We start from the raw sequence: 20199 nt of genomic DNA, 5'->3' as shown, positions 1-20199 counted from the left end.
GTGTGAGGGGGAAACTGCGTGGAAACAAGGCATTGCCAAGTAACAACTCTTGCATCAACTGCAATAGCCTACACACAAAAAATGACGGCTTCGTGACATCGTCAGCATGCATAAATTTCGCCATGCGGGACGCCCGGCGCGCCGACTATTTCGGCTACACTGGCTGTCACTTTCCCATTCAGACGCCTGATGATCGAAAAGAATCTGCCCGAGCTGGTCATGCTGAAGCGCCTCATCGACGAGGGCGGCAGCCACCTGGAAGTGGCAGCGCCCTGCAGCATCGCCATGGATGGGCGCGAGTTTCCCGTGTACTCCATCGCGCTGGGCAATCCGAGCCCCGACGTGCCCGTGCTGGGCTTTTTCGGCGGCATCCACGGCCTCGAGCGCATCGGCACGCAAGTCATCCTGTCTTTCCTGGAAAGCCTGGTCGCGCGCCTGCGCTGGGATGCCACCCTGCACCAGCAGCTGGAAAGCATGCGCCTCGTGTTCATGCCGCTGGTTAATCCGGGCGGCATGTGGCAAGCCACGCGCTGCAATCCGCGCGGCGTGGACCTGATGCGCAACGCGCCGCTGAGCGCGCGCGAAAAAGTGCCGTTCATGCTCGGCGGCCAGCGCTACAGCCCCCGCCTGCCCTGGTACCGGGGCGCGGCGGATGGCCCGATGGAGCTGGAAAGCCGGGCCGTGTGCGACCTCGTCGAGCGCGAACTGCTGTCGCGCCAGTTCAGCATCGCCCTCGATTGCCATTCCGGCTTCGGCCTGCGCGACCGCATCTGGTTTCCCCATGCGCATACCAAGGTGCCGATCGAACACCTGGCCGAAATCGGCGCGCTGGAAGAGCTGTTCAGCCAGAGCTACCCCAACCACAACTATGTGTTCGAGCCGCAAAGCCGGCAATACCGCACGCATGGCGACCTGTGGGACTATCTGTACCTGAACGGCACCAGCTACAGCGGGCGCGTATTCCTGCCGCTGACCTTGGAAATGGGCTCGTGGCTATGGGTCAAGAAAAACCCGCGCCAACTGTTCAACCGGGTCAGCATTTTTAATCCCACGGCTGCGCACCGGCTGCAGCGCGTGCTGCGGCGCCACCTGGTGTGGTTCGATTTCCTCATGCGCGCCGCCAGCAGCCACGGCCGCTGGATGCCGGAAGGCTTGCTGCGCAAGGCACAGCGCCGGCGCGCCCTGGCGCAATGGTATGAATCATGACGCAGATCAACACGCACGATAACTGGGTCCTGCTGCGCGGCCTGATGCGCGAACAGCGCCACTGGGGCAGCTTCCCCGCCACCCTCGCGCGCGCCCTGCCCGGCGCCCGCATCGTCACGCCCGACTTGCCCGGCAACGGCACGCGCCACCTGCAAACGAGCGCCACGCGCGTGGCCGACATGGTGGAAGACTGCCGCCGGGAGCTGCAGGCGCGGGGCATTCCGGCGCCCTACCACTTGCTGGCCCTGTCCCTGGGCGGCATGGTGGCCGTCGAATGGGGTCACCGCTACCCGCAGGAAATCGCGCGCTGCGTGCTCATCAATACCAGCATGCGGCCGTTCAATCCGTTTTACCGGCGCCTGCGCTGGCAAAACTACGGCGCCCTGCTGCGCCAGCTGCTGGCCGGCGACCAACGCAGTCAGGAAGCGCTGATATTGCGCCTGACGAGCCGTCGCAATGCGGACGGCAACCCCGCGCTGCTGGCCGACTGGCTCCGTTACCAGCAGGAATACCCGGTCAGCCGCCGCAACGCCTTGCGCCAGCTGCTGTCGGCCGCCCGCTACCGCGCCCCGGCAATACGCCCACCCATGCCCGTGCTGGTGATGGCCGGCGCGCAAGATCAATTGGTCGACCACCGCTGTTCGCAGCGCCTGGCGCGCGCCTGGCAAGCCGATTGCCTGATCCACCGCGACGCAGGGCACGACTTGCCGCTCGACGAGGGGGAATGGCTGGCGCGGTCGGTGGCGCGCTGGCTGGGGGAAGAATTGACGGACCATGGCAGGGCGGCACAATTATCATGCAGTTAATAAACAGCCATACAGAGCAACTTGCAGCGCTGGCGGAGGCCGGCGTGCAGGAGCGGATTTTCCCGGGCGCGGCCTGGGCCGTGGGCACCGTCGACCACGGCGCGGCGGGCGCGGCCGGGCGGCTCACGCCGGATCCCGCCAGCGCCGCGATGCAGGTCGACACCCTGTTCGACATCGCGTCGCTGACCAAGATCGTCAGCGTCTGGTCGCTGATCGGCAGGCTGATTGGCCAGCAACGCCTGCGCCTGGACGACCGGCTAGACGACCGGCTGCCCGGCACCCACGGTTATGCACTGGCGCCCGTCACGATTTTCCAGCTGCTCACGCATACGGCCGGCTTGCCGCTGCGCGCCCGCCTGCGCGCCAGCTATGGCGAGGTGTACGACGACATCGTGCGCGGCGTGCTGCGCGAACCGCTGGAAGGCACGCCGGGCCAGGCTGTCGCATACACGGACCGCGCGGCCCTGATCCTCGGCCTGGTCATCGAACGGCTGCTGGGCCTGCCGCTGGACCGGGCCCTGGCACAACATGTGCTGCACCCGCTGGGCATGGCCGCCACGGGCTACGGCCCTTTGGCGCCACGCCACGGCCAACTGGTCGCGCCGACCGAGTACTGCGAACAGGCGGGCGCCCACCTGACCGGCGTGGTGCATGATTTTTCGACCCGGCTGCTGGGCGGCGTGTGCGGCATTTCCGGGCTGTTTTCCAATGTGCCCGACTTGCAGCGTTTCCTGCAGGCAATGTTGGCGCCGGGCCTGCATGGCGCAGGCCAGGTGTTTGACGCCGGCTGGGTGCGCGCTTCGCTGACGGTGCAGACGGGTTCGTTAAATCCCTCGCGCGGCCTGTTCTGGCACCCGGCGGCGGGCACCGGGCCCCAGGACGACGTCTGGTGCCACCAGGGTTTCACCGGTACCGCTATGTGGCTCAGCCCACGGCGCGGCCGCTACGCGGTGCTGCTGACGAACAAGCTGTACTACACGCGCGACTTCGCCCGGATCAACGCGCTGCGACACGACTTCATGCGCTGCGCCTTCGGGCTCTGAACCCGCGGCTGGCGCACGCGCAAGTGCCCGGCCGGATCGTCGCCCGCAATCGGCAGCCGCGCCTGAGCCAGCGCGACAGCACACCCCTCCCCTGAGATCGCCCTCATCCAGCGGCTTACTACCCTATCCGGCGCTCCAGCAGGTCCTTGTTGTATTAAGAATTTAGCGATGTGCTTTAAGACCAGTCCTATTTTTCCGCCCTTTTCCGCTCGGTATATTTGAAGTCGCCCATTGAGAAAAATACAATATTTCGATGAGCGCTAGCCGCTGATGCATCAGGCCACACCAGTGCCATACCAGGCACCGGAATGGCCAGGCGGCAAGTCGCGTTATTGGCTACCACAACAATTACCTATAACCAAAGAGGGTGCAATGTTACTCAACGAAAAAAAACTCGTCGTACTGGTCCGGCTCGCAATGGCGACAGCCGCCGGTTTCAGCATCGCGGGGCAGGTACAGGCGCAGCAAGCAGGTGCGGACGTTCCCGCCATCCAGGCGGACGCGGCGGACAAAGCCCCCACGCAAAAAGTCTACGTCACAGGCTCGAACGTACGGCGCATCGAACTCGAATCGGCCTCGCCCGTGCAGATCATCACGCGCGAAGAACTGACGCGCGGCGGCGCCACTTCCCTCAATGAAGTACTGCGCACGATTTCCGCCAATATTGGGGGCATCAATGAAAACAATACCAACGGCTTCACGGCCGGTGCCGCCGGCATGAACCTGCGCGGCATCGGCAGCCAGGCGACCTTGATGCTGATCAACGGACGCCGGCTGGCGGCGTATGCGCAACCGGAATTCCAGACCACCTTCGTCGACTTGAATTCCATTCCCGTCGGCGCCGTGGAACGGATTGAAATCCTGAAGGATGGCGCCTCGGCGATCTATGGTTCCGAAGCGATGGCCGGTGTGATCAACATTATCCTGCGCAGCAGTTACGAAGGCCTGGAACTGAGCGCTTCGCTGGGCCAGTCCAGCCGCGGCGATGGCGAACAACAGCGCGCCACCATCAGCGTCGGCAAAGGCAGCCTGGTCAAGGACCACTTCAACGCCTATGCCACGCTTGACGTGCGTTCGCGCAAGGAAATGTATCTGCACAAGCGCGATGCCTATCTGGGCACGGATGATTTGCGCGCCTGGGGCTACAAGGACAAGCGCACGCTGTACACCTACCCCGGCAACCTTTTCTGGATCGACAAGGCGACTGGCCGCTATGTGATGCGCACCCTGGACAATCAATGTCCGGCGGACCGCCTGGTGCCGGCGTCGTCAATACTGCACATTAATTCCATGGGACAAGCCTGCGTCTTCGACAATGCAAAGGATAGCACCGTCAACGCCGGCGGCAAGACGGACCGCATCGGCCTGACCAGCCGGGTTACCTGGCAGGCAAACGCCAGCACCACCGTATTCGGCGAACTCATGTTTAACCGGAACACCGGGACGATCACTGGCATCCCGCACTGGTTCGCCGGGCAAATTGGCCAGCAGACCCTTAGCCTGCCCATTACCCACCCACAATACCCGAAAGAACTGATCGGCCCTGACGGCAAGACCCTGGCCGGCGAAAATGGCACGGTGCGCGTACGTGCCTCGCTGCGCGATTTCCCTTCCCAGGGCAGGAAGAATACGACCGATTTCAGCCGCTACCTGGCAGGCGTCAAAGGCGACTACAAGAACTGGGATTGGGAGACAGCCGTCCTTTTCACCGGCAGCAAAGTCCAATCACACAATAGCAGCGCCATTCTGACCGCCCCCCTCGCCAAGGCCTACCACGAGGGCCGCTTTATCTTTGGCGGCGGCAGTGCCAACGAGGCGCTGTACCGCACAATCATAAGCAGCGCCGACAGTACATTCAAGTCGTCCCTGGCACAAATCGACGCCAAGATTTCCGGTGAATTGTTCACGCTGCCCGCGGGCGCCGTGGGTGTGGCGCTGGGAACGGAATTCCGGCGCGAATCGCTGACCACCTCGCCCGACGCCCGCGCCATTGCCAATGAGCTCTATCATCAGGCGCAATCGGCTCCTGGCATCTCGAACAGCCGCCATATCGCCTCCGTGTTTGCCGAAGCCACCATTCCTCTGGTGAAGAATCTGGAAGCGAGCCTGGCGGCAAGACACGACCGCTATTCCGACTATGGCAGCTCGACGACGCCAAAGCTGGGCTTGAAATGGTCGGTCACGCCCGCATTCATGCTGCGCGGAACGTATGCGGAAGGCTTCCGCGCGCCCACGCTGGTGGAAAATTCGACCGATATCCGCAATGCCTATCTCACGCACAAGGATACGGCCCGCTGCAATAGCAATTTCAAGCTGGGCTGCGACAGTATCTTTGCGTATCGCAGCGGGGCCAACAAGGATCTCAAGCCGGAAACGGCGAAAAGCGTCACCCTCGGCATGGCCTGGGAGCCCAGCAGCGCATTCCTGAGCACACTCGATGTGTGGCAGATCAAACGCGATAGCGAAATTTCCACCTTGGATCTGACGAAAGTCTTGAACAACCCGTCACAATACGCCAACAATCCTGCCGTGGCCGTCGTGCGCGCACCGCTCTCGTCAGCCGATCAATTGGCAGGCGCGACTGCGGGCGAAATCACCGCCGTTACCATGCTGCTGACCAATTTGGCAGTGACACAGGTCCGCGGCCTGGACTTGAAGATGGTGGGCAGGTTCAACCTCGGCGAATACGGCACCCTGCATCCGCAGCTGAACCTGAGCCATACCCATTCCTACCAATATGCCGCATCGGTGGACGACAAGCCGAGCCCGCAGGCTGGTCTCGCAGGGTTTCCCACCGTGCAGGGCAATCTGGGCGTGGCCTGGAAAAAAGCCGCCTACCAGCTGTCGGCAGATGTGGATTTTACCGGCAAGATGTCGTCTTTTACAGACCGGAGCCAAGCATGCAAACTGGCAACAGAAGGTTATCCCGCCTTATGCAAAGGCATTGCCTCGTTCACCGTCTTCAATCTGGGCGGCAGCTACTCCGGTTTCAAGAACACCAAGCTGAGTCTTGCGGTGCGCAACGCCTTTGACCGGAAATCGCCACTCTATCCAAATGGTGAATCTAACTACATTTCCGGCTTGCATAGTGCAATGGGACGCTACGTCCAATTGACGGCCGACTACACCTTCAAGTAACGCAAGGGATCGAGGCGCGCCAGTTCTGCGCGGCCTTGTCTGCTGCAGGCGGCCTGGCTGGCCAGGCCGCCATACCCGATGTCACCGCACATTCTGACTGGAGAAATAAGTGAAATACACTCCCACTCTCACGCTACTCGCCTTGCTGCTTGCCTGTGGCGGCATGCATGCGCACTTCGCGCACGCCGACGAGACGATTCCCATTGCGGATTTTTTCAAGAAAAGCGAATTTAGCGGCAGCCCCACGCTGTCGCCGGACGGACAGAACCTTGCCGTGCTCACGCCCCGCAACGGACGTTTCGTGCTGGCCATTATCAACCTCGAGACGCGCGCTTCCACCGTCGTGGCCTCCGATCCGGACTGGGATGTCACCAGTCCGCTGTGGGTGAACAACCAGCGCCTTGTGTTCAGCATCAGCAAGGGCAGCAGCGAAGTGATGGAAAAACAGACGGGCGGCGGCTTGTTTGCCGTCAACCGCGACGGCAGCGCTTTCCGCATCCTGGTAGCCAGCGTCAAGGACGCCATGAGCACCGGCAAGCCCTACAAACCGGTACAGGTATTGAAGCGGGTTGGCGACGGCAGCAACGATTTGATTGTCTCCAATAACGAGCGCGGCAGCGGGGCCGACCTGGGCGCCAGCGACGTTTTTCGCATGGACACGACCACTGGCCGCAAGACCTTGTTGACATTTGATAATCCCGGCGCCGTCAGCGACTGGCTGCTCGATCATGACAATGTGATCCGGGTGGCCTCGGCCATGAGCGTGGAAGATGGCAGCAAGCGCATCAAGCAGACCGTGTATTACCGCGAAGAAGACAAGGCGCCGTGGAAACCCATCTACCAAGCCTATGCCACTGAAGGCAAAACCATGAATCCGCTGGGCTTCGATTTCGACAACAAGACCTTGTTTGTCGCCGGCCGCTTCAACGGCCGCGACAAGGCGGGCGTCCACATCTGGGATTTCTCCGGCAATAAGGCCGGGGATTTAATTGCCGAGGATACACTAGTCGATGTCAATAACGGCTTGCTGTTCGACTATGCGCGCAAGAAAATCATCGGCGTGCAGGTGGATGGCATGAAGCCGACAAAGCACTACTTCGATCCGGAATATGCACGCCTGCAGGCGTCGCTGAACGCCAGCTTGCCCAACGAAGAGGTCAATTTCCAATGGCGTGGCGACCACGCGGTTGTCAGTGCCACAGGTGTGAATAATGTGGGCAAGCTGTATTTGTTCAACACGCGCAAAAAAACCTTGGAGCCTTTGTACAGTGTGATGCCCATTCTGGATGGCAAGAAACTTTCCGAACAGAAAGTAATCTCTTACCAGGCACGCGACGGACTGAATATTCCGGCCTATCTCACCTTGCCGCAAGGCCGCGCGCCCAAGGCCCTGCCGCTGGTCGCCTACATCCATGGCGGACCGCACTCGCGCGACCATTTTCAGTACGATCCCTTGAGCCAGATGCTGGCCTCGCGCGGCTATGCCGTGCTGCAGCCGCAATTTCGCATGTCGACCGGTTTTGGCTGGAAACACCACACGGCGGGCTGGAAGCAATGGGGCCTGAGCATGCAGGACGACATCACGGACGGCATCGAGGAGCTGGTCAGGCAGGGCATCGTCGACCGCAAGCGCGTGTGCATCATCGGCGCCAGTTACGGCGGCTACGCCACCATGTACGGCCTGGTGAAAAACCCCGACCTGTACCAATGCGGCATCAACTGGGTCGGCGTCACCGACGTCAAGATGCTGTTTACCGTCAATTGGTCCGATATGTCCGGCCCGGTCATGGATGACATGGGTGCCAAGATGCACGGCGATCCGAAGACCGACGACGCGTATTTCCAAAAAGTTTCGGCCATCGGCAATGCCGCCAGGATCAAAGCGCCCGTGCTGATGGCCTACGGCAGCGAGGACATGCGCGTGCCCCTGATTCACGGCGAGAAAATGCGCGACCAGTTGCGCAAGCAAGGTAATACCGTCGAGTGGATGGTGATGACGGGCGAGGGCCATGGCTGGGCCAAGGAAAGCAACCGGATTCTGTGGGGCGAGACCGTATTCCGCTTCATCGACCGTTATATCGGCCCGGGAACGGCACGCTAGCCGGGCAAACTGGCCGGTCCGTCATGACGTCCAGCCTGGGCGGGGCGGCGCTTTTCAGAACAGTCCGATTCCCCGCTGAAATCGCCGTCCCTATACTTATTCCATCTTAATCCGCCGGGAAAAATGCCATGAGCGCCACCGTGTATGCCATTCCTTCCATCACGGTGTGCCAGCGCCTGCCCTTGCGCCTCACCGTGCCCGGCGCCGTGCCGCAGGAACGCAAACAGCATCCGCAAGCGCTCAAGCGATATGCCCCGGCACGGCCCAGCGATGCCGACGTCGTCCATGCGATATGCACAGGCGAGGGCCTGCGCGTGCTCTACCAGCCACAGTATGACCTGCACAGCAGGCGCATCGTCAGCGCGGAAGCACTGCTGCGCTGGCGGCACCCACGGTACGGCGACGTGTCGCCGGCGGTGCTGATTCCCATGGTCAACCGGCTCGGCCTGCATATGCAGCTATTCGACCGGGTCGTCAAGGAGGTCATCGATGTGCTGCGGCACCTGCGCCGTCAAGGTGCGGACGTGCCGGTTGCCGTCAACGCCTCGATCGATACCGTGTGCGCGCCCGGCATGGCAGATATGCTTGCCACAAGAATGTGGGATGCCTGCCTGCCGCCGCGGCTGCTGAAAGTCGAAGTCACCGAAGACTTGCCTGTCCTCGATGAACTGTGCCTGTCGGGCTGCCTCAACACCCTGCGGGCGAAGGGATTTCCCCTGTCGCTCGACGACTTCGGCGCCGGTTCCGCCACCTTCAACGTCCTGTTCAAGATGCCTTTCGATGAAGTCAAGATCGACGGCGCCTTTATTCGCGACATGGAAACCAATAGCCATTCGCATGCCATCGTCGCCACCCTCGTTGCCCTGGCACACAGGCTCAATCTGAAACTGGTGGCCGAAGGCATCGAAAACGAATCCGTGCTGGCGGCATTGCTGGGCATCGGCTGCCGCATCGGCCAGGGCTATGCGCTGGCACGCCCGATGGAGCGCGAGCAATTCCTCCAGGGTCAACTGGCCAAGCCTGGAAGCATGGCGGTAAAGGCGCAATGACATGACCATCATGCAGCAACTGATACCGCATTCCCAGGCCGCCAACCCCATGGAAGCCGAAACACCGGCCCAGGGGCATGGTGCCGCGGCGCTGGTCGAACGCCTGCTCGCCTACATGGGGCTGCCCAATGACGCCTGCCTGGCGCGCGAACTGGGCGTGCCGCCCTTCGCGGTCAGCAGACTGAGAAAAGGGAACTCCGCCGTCGATACCGACATGCTGATACGCATGCACGAGGCATCGGGCCTGCCCATCGGCGAACTCAAGGCACTCATGGCCCCCTCCCGGCATCGCTTGATTTCCTGAAGCTCTGGCGGCCCGCCGGCCACACGCAACGACGCGCCCTCACGGGCGCGTTTTTTTTTTGGTTCATCGCGCTTTGCCGGAGAAGGCATCCTTGATTTTCAGGAAGAAATAGGCTGAATCGCGAAATCCGTAGGCCATGCGCTTGATGATCAGACGCCCCTTGGGATCAGCACGCAATATTGGCTTGATCGACCCGTACGCGGTCGACGACCTTACGGCGGAAGCGGGCCACCACGTGGAACAAGTCGCAGACGACTCCGGCGCTGGGGCAATACTGACGCACGTCGATACCCATCGCCGTGTTCATTTCTACCAGGAGCTGGAAAAAGGAGCGGATCGCCGCCCGGCCATTGCCTTGGCCGACCCACAGCACGCGCATGCGCTGGACATCGAAAACGACGGTGGCGTAGCGGTGCTCCTTGTGCAGGGAGAATTCATCCATGGCAAGGCGCCGCACGCCCGCGACCTCGTACGCAGACCGGTGAGTCTGGCGACATGCACGATTGGCAGCAGTTGCACCAGCACATCAACCCAGACCCGGACCCGGCGCCATCGCCGTTCGTGCACCAGGGCGCATGGTTGGCGACAGCCGCCGCACAGCGCATCGGTTTCGGAAGCGGCATCGACGGCGATTGACAGCGAAGCGTCGTCCAACCCGCTGACGGAATCGACGATATACCTGTCCTGAAATGCAAGAGGCGACCTGCATTGAGCGTGGCGGTGGCGTGGCAAGGTGAATCGGTTTATTTGGCGACAACTGGTTTAGCAACTGAAACTATCCATCGCCACCCTCCTGACAAAACGCCAGGCCCCATTCCCCCTGAACCGCGATGAAACTTCTTTTGGCCTATGTCATCATGAAATTTGAGCAACGTCCAGATTTGAAACAGCCACAGCCTGACCGTCTTGCCAGCCCGCACCCACGCCGTTGCTCACCTTTCAACCTGGCAAGCAAGCGCTACTGATAATTCAGCGTATACGTCGCCACGGCATTGGCCCAGCCGGGCTTCACCTTGGCCGCCGTTTGTATATAGCGCGCGCCCAACTTGATGCTCACCGAAGTGGTATTGGCATTGAGCTTGGGCACGCTGACGTTCTTCGACAGGGCAAAAGGAGAGCCTGAAGCGTCGAGCAATTGCACTCCGACGCCGGTGGCTGCCCCTTTTTCCGTCGTCAGACCCAGCACGCCTTTGCCGGCATCGAGCACCGTTGCGCCCGCAATCTGGAGATTGACATTCGGTGGTAAATAAACAGGAGCCCGAATAGCGCCATCCTGTGAAGATATTGGAGACTTGGAACTAGAATCATCAATTCTTCCGGGAAAACCAGGGCAGTCGGTTAAACGGATCTCAAAACTGACCGTCGGGGTAAAGGTGTTGATCCCCTTCAGCGACGACACTTTGTGACGCGCAAGCGGCACCTTGACATCGGGCGTCGTGCAGGTTTTGCCGACAACCTGAATGCTGCCTTTCAAGCCAATTGAGGCAACGCCAATTTTGTCACTAAGCTCAAATATTTCTACCCTATATTGCGCAGAGTAGTTCACCCTTCCCAAATCGCTTGCCCGTATGACCCCCGTCCCGACCGGCCCCGTCTTTACCAACCTGACTGAAGGAGAATTTGCCAGCCTGGCTTGACAAGTTGCAAAAGAGATGGGGCTGCAAACGGTGGCAATCCGCGTTGTCTCGTTATTGGAATCCATATACCCCCCGTCTCCGGCAGACCATACCACTCCAATGCCGGGTACCCCGGTTGCATAGACTTTCCCAGCAAAGAACGTAGTATTGACACCACCGAGAACGCCGGAGAGAGTCGCGAACTGTGTCCCAAATGCAAAGGACCTAGGACACTCGATCTTCACACCCTCTCCCGCCTGACTAAAAGCCTGCGCATAGAGGGTGGTACCATTGGGCAAATTACGCGGCACGGTAAGACTGCTGATCTGCAGCGCCATCGCTCCCCAGAAATAGCCACTCACGTTATTACAGTTAAGCCGAGTCGCCGCCTGAACCAGCTGCGGCACGGCACACACGAACAGTCCGGCCAGCAGACCTAACACTCTATGCAATTTCATGGCTTTCTCTTTTGGGTGAGTTTCATCGCGGTTTCGTCGTATTTTCTGGCTGCGGCCAGTTGCATGGCCTGGCGTGAAATTTGAACAACGTCCAGATTTGAAACAGCCACAGCCTGACCGTCTTGCCAGCCCGCACTCACGCCGTTGCTCACCTTTCAACCCGGCAAGCAAGCGCTACTGATAATTCAGCGTATACGTCGCCACGGCATTGGCCCCGCCGGGCACCACCTTGGCCGCCGTTTGTATATAGCGCGCGCCCAACTTGATGCTCACCGAAGTGGTATTGGCATCGAGATTGGGCACGCTGACGTTCTTCGACAGGGCAAAAGGAGAGCCTGAAGCGTCGAGCAATTGCACTCCCACGCCGGTGGCCGCCCCTTTTTCCGTCGTCAGACCCAGCACGCCATTGCCGGCATTGAGCACCGTTGCGCCCGCAATCTGGAGATTGACATTCGGTGGTAAATAAACAGGAGCCCGAATAGCGCCATCCTGTGAAGATATTGGAGACTTGGAACTAGAATCATCAATTCTTCCGGGAAAACCAGGGCAGTCGGTTAAACGGATCTCAAAACTGACCGTCGGGGTAAAGGTGTTTATCCCCTTCAGAGACGACACTTTGTGACGCGCAAGCGGCACCTTGACATCGGGCGTCGTGCAGGTTTTGCCGACAACCTGAATGCTGCCTTTCAAGCCAATTGAGGCAACGCCAATTTTGTCACTAAGCTCAAATATTTCTACCCTATATTGCGCAGAGTAGTTCACCCTTCCCAAATCGCTTGCCCGTATGACCCCCGTCCCGACCGGCCCCGTCTTTACCAACCTGACTGAAGGAGAATTTGCCAGCCTGGCTTGACAAGTTGCAAAAGAGCTGAAGCGGCAAGTGGTGGCAATCCGCGTTGTCTCGTTATTGGAATCCATATACCCCCCGTCTCCGGCAGACCATACCACTCCAATGCCGGGTACCCCGGTTGCATAGACTTTCCCAGCAAAGAACGTAGTATTGACACCACCGAGAACGCCGGAGAGAGTCGCGAACTGTGTCCCAAATGCAAAGGACCTAGGACACTCGATCTTCACACCCTCTCCCGCCTGACTAAAAGCCTGCGCATAGAGGGTGGTACCATTGGGCAAATTACGCGGCACGGTAAGACTGCTGATCTGCAGCGCCATCGCTCCCCAGAAATAGCCACTCACGTTATTACAGTTAAGCCGAGTCGCCGCCTGAACCAGCTGCGGCACGGCACACACGAACAGTCCGGCCAGCAGACCTAACACTCTATGCAATTTCATGGCTTTCTCTTTTGGGTGAGTTTCATCGCGGTTTCGTCGTATTTTCTGGCTGCGGCCAGTTGCATGGCCTGGCGTGAAATTTGAACAACGTCCAGATTTGAAACAGCCACAGCCTGACCGTCTTGCCAGCCCGCACCCACGCCGTTGCTCACCTTTCAACCTGGCAAGCAAGCGCTACTGATAATTCAGCGTATACGTCGCCACGGCATTGGCCCCGCCGGGCACCACCTTGGCCGCCGTTTGTATATAGCGCGCGCCCAACTTGATGCTCACCGAAGTGGTATTGGCATCGAGATTGGGCACGCTGACGTTCTTCGACAGGGCAAAAGGAGAGCCTGAAGCGTCGAGCAATTGCACTCCCACGCCGGTGGCCGCCCCTTTTTCCGTCGTCAGACCCAGCACGCCATTGCCGGCATTGAGCACCGTTGCGCCCGCAATCTGGAGATTGACATTCGGTGGTAAATAAACAGGAGCCCGAATAGCGCCATCCTGTGAAGATATTGGAGACTTGGAACTAGAATCATCAATTCTTCCGGGAAAACCAGGGCAGTCGGTTAAACGGATCTCAAAACTGACCGTCGGGGCAAAGGTGTTGATCCCCTTCAGCGACGACACTTTGTGACGCGCAAGCGGCACCTTGACATCGGGCGTCGTGCAGGTTTTGCCGACAACCTGAATGCTGCCTTTCAAGCCAATTGAGCCAACGGGAATTTTGTCACTAGGATCATAGTAATCAGCCCGATATTGCGCAGAGTAGTTCACCCTTCCCAAATCGCTTGCCCGTATGACCCCCGTCCCGACCGGCCCCGTCTTTACCAACCTGACTGAATGAGAATTTGCCAGCACCAAACTGGCTCGACAAGTTGAACCAGTGTTGAAGGTGCAAGTGGTGCCAGTCGACTTTGTCTCGTTATTGGAATCCATATAACCCCCGCCTTCGGCAGACCATACCACTCCAATGCCGGGTACCCCGGTTGCATAGACTTTCCCAGCAAAGAACGTAGTATTGACACCACCGAGAACGTCGGTGAGAGTCGAGAACTGTGTCCCAAATGCATAGGACCCAAGAGCACACTCGATCGTCACACCTCCCGCCTGACTAAAAGCCTGCGCATAGAGGGTGGTACCATTGGGCAAATCACGCGGCACGGTAAGACTGCTGATCTGCAGCGCCATCGTTCCCCAGAAATAGCTACCGCCACTACAGTAAAGCTTACTCGCCGCATGAACCAGCTGCGGCACGGCACACACGAACAGTCCGGCCAGCAGACCTAACACTCTATGCAATTTCATGGCTTTCTCTTTTGGGTGAGTTTCATCGCGGTTTCGTCGTATTTTCTGGCTGCGGCCAGTTGCATGGCCTGGCGTGGCGCCGGCGCCACCAGCGATGCCGCCGGCACCTGCAGATCGAGGCGCTGCACGGCGGCCTCATGGCGCCAGCTGGCGCCGGGGATCGCTGCCAGCACCTGCTGGCACGGCAGCAGCAACTGCTCTTTGGACAAGCGCACGCCGTACTCCTGCAAATCCACCGTACTCATACACGGCGACGGGCGTGGTTCTCCGGCCGCCGGCATGAAGGCCACATCGCGTCGCTCCATGCGCTGGCCATTGACGAAAATATCGACCGAATAGGTACCGTCAAGCAGTTCGGCACTGCGCTCGTCGTCCGGCGCCGCCTTGACATTGATCAAGTCCGGCACGCATACGGCGTCGGCCTGCTGCAATGTTCCGCCATCGCCCTGCAGCAGCGACGCGGCGATGGGCACGGTACAGCGCTCCTGCGCCTTGCCGCCCCAGGAAATCGACAGCTGCCGGCTATTTTCCTGCAGGCGCGCGTACAACTGGCCATCCTGGCCGACCATGCCCACGGCCTGGCCCAGCTCATCCTTGACGGTGGCGCCAAACGGCAGCGCGCCGCCGCCCGTCAGCCGCACGTGGAACAGGACCGCGCGGCCGGTGCTGGTGGCATATTTGAGGAACACCACGGCGCCGTCGCGCGGTGCCACCTGCTGGCTTGTTTCGCGCATCTCCACGGCCATCGACGAACCCGCGGGATCGATCGCCACTTCGTTCAATTCATACGGACGCAGGTACGGCACGACCGCATTGCCGCTGGCATCGAGCCTGAGTCCGGGATAACCGGCCACCTTGGCGCCGGCGGCGCCAGGCGCATGCACCACGGCCATGGTGTCGCTGCGGTGCGGCGACAGGGTCACGCCGCCCGGATGGGCCACCACGCTGCCGCTCATGTTGAACGACGCGCTGCTATAGTCCTGGCCGCGCCCCAGCGTACCGCCGACAAACGCCCGCGCTCCCGTGTACTGGCCGTTCAAGGTGCCGCTGCTGCCGCCGCTGGCGCCATCGCGGCTGACCGACGCGCCATAGCCATACTGGCGTTCTTCGCCGGCCGTGCCGCTGATGGTGGCCAGTTGGCTGTAGCGGCCATCGGCGTTGCGCGACAGCTGGGCCGACACTTGCGGTACGTCAATACTACCGTTGCCGCCCAGCGGCAGGTTCACGGACAGCAGCAAGCGGTTTTCCATGCCGCCGTAAGACGTCCTGCCGCGATTGGCGCTGATGCCATAGCTGACTCTTCCCAGCCGCTGGTTATAGCTGAACTGGTACTGCAAGTCCTGCCCTTCCCGGTTCCAATAGTTTTGTGTATAGCCGCTGATGCTCAGGTTACCCCACTCGCCCAGGCTCTGGTCGGCCGTCAGCGAAAGGCGGTTGCGGGGACGGTCCAGCACGCTGGAGGCATACCCCTTTTTCTCGGCATCGATCACCTGCATGGCATTGGCGAAATCCAGGTAGCCGCTGGTGGAAAAGCGGTAAGCGGCCATCGAAAAATTACTGCCGGTGCTCAGGATATTCTTGTTGTACGACAGGCGCATACTCTGGCCCTTGGTCTTGCTGGCGGCCAGCTCCGCCTGCGCATGGCTCAGATCGACGGACATGGCGCCGATCGGCGTGGCAAACGCCATACCGCCCAGCAGCGACAGGTAATCCGTGCTGGCTTGCACGCCGCCGTAGCCCGTCATGCTGTTGCTCAAACCATATTGCACGCTGCCTTGCAGAAAATTTGCCTGCTCGCTCAGGTAATTGTTGCGCGTCACGCCAGCCGTCGCGCCGAAACGCACCGTTCCCGGGCGCAGCAGCTGCGTCACGGCCGCATACGGCACCACGAAGCGCTGTTCGCTGCCATCGGCTTCGGACACGGTCACGTTCAGGTCGCCGCCGTAGCCGGTGGCGTACAGGTCATCGATGACGAAGGCGCCCGGCGCCACCGTCGTTTCCAGCAAAATATTGCCCGCCTGGCGTATCGTCACGCGGGCGCTGGTGCGGGCGATGCCGCGCACCACGGGCGCATAGCCGCGCAGCGAGTTCGGCAGCATGCGGTCGTCGCTGGCCAATTGCACGCCGCGGAAAGACTGGGTATCGAAAAGTTCGCCGCTGGTATTCGCGTCGCCCAGGGTCAGCTGGCTTTTCAGGGCGGTAATGTCGCGCCGGAGATAGGTATCGAGCACCTGATAGTGACTGCCGCCGGCTTGCCGCCAGCTCAATGCGCCCGTGTGGCGCAGGCGCCAGGCACCCAGATTGAAGCCGCCATCGAGACCGAGGTAGGCGGAACTGGAGGCGCTGTCGCGACTCTTGCTGTGATTGCTGCTGAAGTTATAACCAAGCATGCCGGACGTGACGCCGCTATCCCACAATTCCGGACTGACATAACCGCGCGCATCGCGCCGCAACGAAATCTGGGGAATGCTGATGTCGACTTGCTGGCTTTCCGGCACGAACCTGGCCGTCGCATTCTCGATCAGCTTGCTCAGCTCGGCACAGTTGCCCGCTGCCAGCAACGCCGTCGCCTCCGGCGCCAGGTGCGCCAGGTCGACGCCCAGCAGTTCCAGCAGCTTGCGCGACACGCACACCACGGGATGGCTGCCGTCGTCATTGGCGCGAACCTGGATATCCTGGCGTCTTTTCAGCTGACCATTGAGGACGACATCGGCACGGTAGGTGCCCGGCAAGACAGGATTGCCCTTCTGATACACGGCCAGGTCCAGGCCGCGCGAGCCTTCCGGCAGGAAGGCGCTATTGAACTCGACTTCGTCAGCGTATGCCAGCGGCAAGACCAGGACACAAGAACTCAACACCACTGCGTGGAGCATCGCGTGCGCGACGGAGACTGCCAGGCGATGACGTGGCGGCAGATGGTAGCGGTGGTAAAAGTGACTAGGCATGATGGGGCGGCTCAAGGCGCAAGCCTGGCGTGGGCGGCAGACAGGGCACGGCGGGTCGGTACCTGGGCACCGTAATCATTGATCGCGCTAAACTCCACTTGCGCGCCGGCGGCCGGCAAGGCTTTCAAGGTCGGCAGAGCGAATTGTTTCGTTTCGCCAGGCGCGACCATGCCGTCTTCACTGTTATTGCGCTCGGCGCCTGACACCAGGGTCAGCGCTACCAGGGAGACGTGAAAGGCGGATGGATTATGGGCTTCCAGGGCGTAACCCTGCCCCGTACTGGCGGAAACGATCCGCCATTGCACTTGTCCGATGGCTTCATCAGGAGAGCCGGGCAAGCCTTCATGGCGATAAAAAACCTTGATGCGCGAACGGAACGCCATTTGCAGGGTATTATCATCGCTCTCCTGCGCTTTGGGAGGAATTTCCAGCACATTCAGCCAGAACACGGATTCCTTATCCGATGGCAAGGCGGCACCGGAAAACATCATGCGCAGGCTCTGCCCCTTGCCCGGATCGATGCGCGCCAGCGGCGGTGTCAGCACGAATGGCGCCTTGGCCGTGGACGGTGTCGAGGCGCCGTCGCCGCTATCGACCCAGGCTTGCACCAATGCCGGCTGGCCACCGTCGTTATTGAGCTTGACGGTGATTTCTTTCTGCTTGGCTGGATATATCTGACGCGTGCCGGTAATCACCACACTGGCCATGGAGGAAGTACAAATCAGCAAGGCCAGGCTGAATAACAACGGACGTTGCAGTGAAGAGTGACGAAACATGCGCGGATTCCCCGATAGTTGCCGCAAGAGCATCCCAACCTTCCAGGTCAGGATGCTCTTGCTAGACGATTTAGTTACTGATAGTTAATCGAATACGTCACGGTACCGGCCACGGTGCCGCCAGTGGCTTCACCAGTCGCTACGTATTGCACGGCATACGGCAGAATGGTCTCGCCGTTGGCGACTTTGGTAACGCGGCTGGTGGTGTCGCTCTGGGTCACGTCGCCAGCTCTGATCGCCTTGCCATTTTGGGCGTCGATCAATTGCAGCTGAACAAACTTGGCGGTGCCGGTGCTTTTTAAGTTGAAGGTCAGCGGATCAACGCCAGGGCCCGTTTCAAAATACGCGGCGGCCGTGGTCGTGGCACCCGTGCAAGCAGTCAGATGAATATTGAAACCGGTCTGCCCGGCAACGTTCTTGGCCGTTTTCAGCATGGCGGCTGACAACTTCGGCAAGACGACAACCGAAGTGGCACCATTGACTGCGACGACGCAAGTCGAATCCACCAACTCACCATTGAAGGTGATGGTGCCATCGCCAGCGAAAGCGGATTGGGTTGCGGCGGCGGCCAGCAGAACGGCGAGAATACGGGCGTGGAAATTCATTGAGACTACTCCTGAAGGATAAATATAAATGCGCACCAGTTAATGTAGGTACGCGGCTGTTGAAGCAGATTCGTACTGTACAGAGCCGCGATACTTGTCGATATGAGAATGGTCTTAAAAATCCGCCCCGCCGGACAGGCGGCACTTGTATGCGCCTCGGCGACGACATGCGCAGGAGGCAAGCTGCCTGGCGATCTGGCGTTGCCGCGTGACTGGAGCGAATGGGGAGACAGTGCGGGGATGAAAGCGGTAGGGAACGCCTGCAGGGCGGCGCTTGCAGGTGGTACGAATGGCTGCTGGCCGATCAGCCCGGAAGCACAGCCTTGTCGGCCGGCGTCAGTATTCTCTGCGCCAGCCAGACGAGAACGGTCGCCAGCACCAGGGGGAAGACAAGTTGCACCAAAACCAACGCCGTCCACCCAAGCATCTCTCTCAGGTAGGCAAAAAGGACACCCGTGACAGGAATGCCCAGGTTGAACGCGCAGTAGAATAAACCCGCAGCCCGCATGTTCTGCATGGGCGCCACCGATTGAATCAGGGCCGCCAGCATATTGACATAGAACACCGCAGTCAGGCCCAGTCCCATCAGAAACACCTGGAAAATGAGGACACTCAAGGGCATACGCCATCCCAAAAATATCAGGCCGCCGACAGCCGCCGTGACGGGCAGCGTCAGCAACAGCGTTTTCATGGCGCCATAACGGTCCCCCAGCCACCCGGCCAGCGGCGACAGCAAGGTTGAAATCCCGGCAATGCCCATCGCCATCTGCGCCGTCTTGATGGGCAATTCCAGTATCTCGCGCAGGTAGGTGCTGTAAAGGTAGCCAAAGTTGGCAGTACTTAATGGCATGCAGAAGGCGGTCAAAAACAGCAGCAGCGGGCCGCGTGACCAGACCGACCCCACCGGACTTCTGGCTTCAGGACGGATGAACCGCCGCTCGCCGGCGGCGCTGATTTGCTGAAAAAAATGCCAGATCAGGATATACAGAAGAATCAGGATGAGCATGCCGGCCATGGCCGGTAACAGGGGCAATTTCCCCTGTTCATTGAAGGCATGCTGAATGGCACTGAGTTTGGCGGCGACGATGCTACTGGCCACGGCAAGGCAATTCATGAGCCCCACCACCAGCGCGCAATGGCGCGGAAAATATGTGACCCCGATACTGATCCAGGCACAGATATTCATCGTACATCCGATGCCGCCCAGCAAGCTCCAGCAGCACAGCTCAAATGGCGAACGGGAAAACAGGCCCATGAACGCCGCCAGCGCCAGCAGCAGGAATCCGGACAGCAAGGTTTTCTTGCGCGACAGGGTTGCCGGCAGAAGTGCCAGCACCAGCCCCGTCAACCCCATGCTGATGTAAAGGATCGCGGCGGCTATCGGCAAATTGCCGAGCGTCGCAGGCAAGCCGAATGGCAAGGGCCGGGATGCCGACGGCAATGTCGTCGGATCCATGCCGGACAGCATCAGGAACAGCAAGGTGGTCGGCAACATCAACGCCAGCATCCCCATTGCCTCTTTCTTATTCTTGCTGATACCTCGCGACATGATGCTCCTTTCGATTGAAA

The 20199-nt window shown here is 60.3% G+C and carries 15 protein-coding genes and 1 pseudogene; 7 read left to right on the top strand and 9 right to left on the bottom strand.

Going from position 1 to position 20199, the window contains the following annotated elements:
- The first annotated feature begins 189 nt into the window (after positions 1-189).
- The 7 genes from BZG29_RS13665 to BZG29_RS13635 all read left to right on the top strand — a co-directional run bounded on the left by BZG29_RS13665 (position 190) and on the right by BZG29_RS13635 (position 9647).
- A complete protein-coding gene (locus BZG29_RS13665) occupies positions 190-1206 on the top strand; it encodes a M14 family zinc carboxypeptidase (RefSeq protein ID WP_077403577.1) in 1017 nt (338 codons plus the stop codon).
- Positions 1203-2012, top strand: a complete 810-nt coding sequence (locus BZG29_RS13660; protein WP_077403574.1) for an alpha/beta hydrolase — start codon at positions 1203-1205, stop codon at positions 2010-2012. The genes BZG29_RS13665 and BZG29_RS13660 overlap by 4 nt, the downstream gene beginning before the upstream one ends.
- Complete coding sequence (locus BZG29_RS13655; RefSeq protein WP_077403571.1) at positions 2003-3055, top strand: serine hydrolase; 1053 nt, start codon at positions 2003-2005, stop codon at positions 3053-3055. Before BZG29_RS13660 ends, BZG29_RS13655 begins: the two co-directional genes overlap by 10 nt.
- A 270-nt stretch (positions 3056-3325) precedes the next feature.
- Positions 3326-6193 (top strand): TonB-dependent receptor, encoded by a 2868-nt coding sequence (locus BZG29_RS13650; protein WP_077403567.1) that lies wholly within the window; start codon positions 3326-3328, stop codon positions 6191-6193.
- 109 nt (positions 6194-6302) lie between these two features.
- On the top strand, positions 6303-8294 hold the full coding sequence (locus BZG29_RS13645) for an alpha/beta fold hydrolase (protein ID WP_150130901.1): 1992 nt from the start codon (positions 6303-6305) through the stop codon (positions 8292-8294).
- 128 nt (positions 8295-8422) lie between these two features.
- Positions 8423-9343: an EAL domain-containing protein gene (locus BZG29_RS13640; protein WP_077403559.1), complete on the top strand. Its 921-nt coding sequence runs from the start codon at positions 8423-8425 to the stop codon at positions 9341-9343.
- Between the two features lies 1 nt (position 9344).
- Positions 9345-9647, top strand: coding sequence for a hypothetical protein (locus BZG29_RS13635; RefSeq protein WP_077403556.1), 303 nt, complete (start codon positions 9345-9347; stop codon positions 9645-9647).
- Positions 9648-9825: 178 nt separating this feature from the next.
- On the opposite strand, the pseudogene BZG29_RS28475 reads toward BZG29_RS13635, so the two are convergent.
- The 9 genes and pseudogenes from BZG29_RS28475 to BZG29_RS13595 all read right to left on the bottom strand — a co-directional run.
- Positions 9826-10235, bottom strand: a pseudogene (locus tag BZG29_RS28475) (transposase); the annotation flags it as partial.
- A gap of 370 nt (positions 10236-10605) precedes the next feature.
- On the bottom strand, positions 10606-11721 hold the full coding sequence (locus BZG29_RS13625) for a fimbrial protein (protein WP_077403553.1): 1116 nt from the start codon (positions 11719-11721) through the stop codon (positions 10606-10608).
- Positions 11722-11895: 174 nt separating this feature from the next.
- Positions 11896-13011, bottom strand: a complete 1116-nt coding sequence (locus BZG29_RS13620; protein ID WP_077403550.1) for a fimbrial protein — start codon at positions 13009-13011, stop codon at positions 11896-11898.
- A complete protein-coding gene (locus BZG29_RS28155) occupies positions 13008-13163 on the bottom strand; it encodes a hypothetical protein (RefSeq protein WP_171985008.1) in 156 nt (51 codons plus the stop codon). The genes BZG29_RS13620 and BZG29_RS28155 overlap by 4 nt, the downstream gene beginning before the upstream one ends.
- Before the next feature lie 22 nt (positions 13164-13185).
- Positions 13186-14304, bottom strand: a complete 1119-nt coding sequence (locus tag BZG29_RS13615; RefSeq protein ID WP_077403547.1) for a fimbrial protein — start codon at positions 14302-14304, stop codon at positions 13186-13188.
- Entirely contained in the window at positions 14301-17249 is a 2949-nt protein-coding gene (locus BZG29_RS13610; protein ID WP_171985007.1) for a fimbria/pilus outer membrane usher protein, read from the bottom strand. Before BZG29_RS13610 ends, BZG29_RS13615 begins: the two co-directional genes overlap by 4 nt.
- An 11-nt stretch (positions 17250-17260) precedes the next feature.
- The gene (locus BZG29_RS13605) at positions 17261-18025 is read right to left on the bottom strand and encodes a fimbria/pilus periplasmic chaperone (protein WP_077403544.1); all 765 of its coding nucleotides are present in this window, start codon (positions 18023-18025) and stop codon (positions 17261-17263) included.
- 74 nt (positions 18026-18099) lie between these two features.
- Positions 18100-18630 (bottom strand): fimbrial protein, encoded by a 531-nt coding sequence (locus BZG29_RS13600; RefSeq protein WP_077403541.1) that lies wholly within the window; start codon positions 18628-18630, stop codon positions 18100-18102.
- Between the two features lie 304 nt (positions 18631-18934).
- Positions 18935-20179: an MFS transporter gene (locus tag BZG29_RS13595; protein WP_150130899.1), complete on the bottom strand. Its 1245-nt coding sequence runs from the start codon at positions 20177-20179 to the stop codon at positions 18935-18937.
- Between the last annotated feature and the right edge of the window lie 20 nt (positions 20180-20199).

It is taken from the genome of Janthinobacterium sp. LM6, assembly GCF_002002885.1.
GTDB lineage: Bacteria > Pseudomonadota > Gammaproteobacteria > Burkholderiales > Burkholderiaceae_D > Janthinobacterium > Janthinobacterium kumbetense.
Note: the sequence above shows the minus strand (reverse complement) of the source record. Positions and strands in the feature narration are given on the sequence as shown.

What these genes read in the sequence shown, in the direction of transcription:
- BZG29_RS13635 (WP_077403556.1), top strand. Translation starts at nt 9,345, where the DNA reads ATGACCATCATGCAGCAACTGATACCGCATTCCCAGGCCGCCAACCCC.
- BZG29_RS13620 (WP_077403550.1), bottom strand. Translation starts at nt 13,011, where the DNA reads ATGAAATTGCATAGAGTGTTAGGTCTGCTGGCCGGACTGTTCGTGTGT.
- BZG29_RS13610 (WP_171985007.1), bottom strand. Translation starts at nt 17,249, where the DNA reads ATGCCTAGTCACTTTTACCACCGCTACCATCTGCCGCCACGTCATCGC.
- BZG29_RS13655 (WP_077403571.1), top strand. Translation starts at nt 2,003, where the DNA reads ATGCAGTTAATAAACAGCCATACAGAGCAACTTGCAGCGCTGGCGGAG.
- BZG29_RS13625 (WP_077403553.1), bottom strand. Translation starts at nt 11,721, where the DNA reads ATGAAATTGCATAGAGTGTTAGGTCTGCTGGCCGGACTGTTCGTGTGT.
- BZG29_RS13650 (WP_077403567.1), top strand. Translation starts at nt 3,326, where the DNA reads ATGCATCAGGCCACACCAGTGCCATACCAGGCACCGGAATGGCCAGGC.
- BZG29_RS13665 (WP_077403577.1), top strand. Translation starts at nt 190, where the DNA reads ATGATCGAAAAGAATCTGCCCGAGCTGGTCATGCTGAAGCGCCTCATC.
- BZG29_RS13605 (WP_077403544.1), bottom strand. Translation starts at nt 18,025, where the DNA reads ATGTTTCGTCACTCTTCACTGCAACGTCCGTTGTTATTCAGCCTGGCC.
- BZG29_RS13660 (WP_077403574.1), top strand. Translation starts at nt 1,203, where the DNA reads ATGACGCAGATCAACACGCACGATAACTGGGTCCTGCTGCGCGGCCTG.
- BZG29_RS13600 (WP_077403541.1), bottom strand. Translation starts at nt 18,630, where the DNA reads ATGAATTTCCACGCCCGTATTCTCGCCGTTCTGCTGGCCGCCGCCGCA.
- BZG29_RS13595 (WP_150130899.1), bottom strand. Translation starts at nt 20,179, where the DNA reads ATGTCGCGAGGTATCAGCAAGAATAAGAAAGAGGCAATGGGGATGCTG.
- BZG29_RS13640 (WP_077403559.1), top strand. Translation starts at nt 8,423, where the DNA reads ATGAGCGCCACCGTGTATGCCATTCCTTCCATCACGGTGTGCCAGCGC.
- BZG29_RS13615 (WP_077403547.1), bottom strand. Translation starts at nt 14,304, where the DNA reads ATGAAATTGCATAGAGTGTTAGGTCTGCTGGCCGGACTGTTCGTGTGT.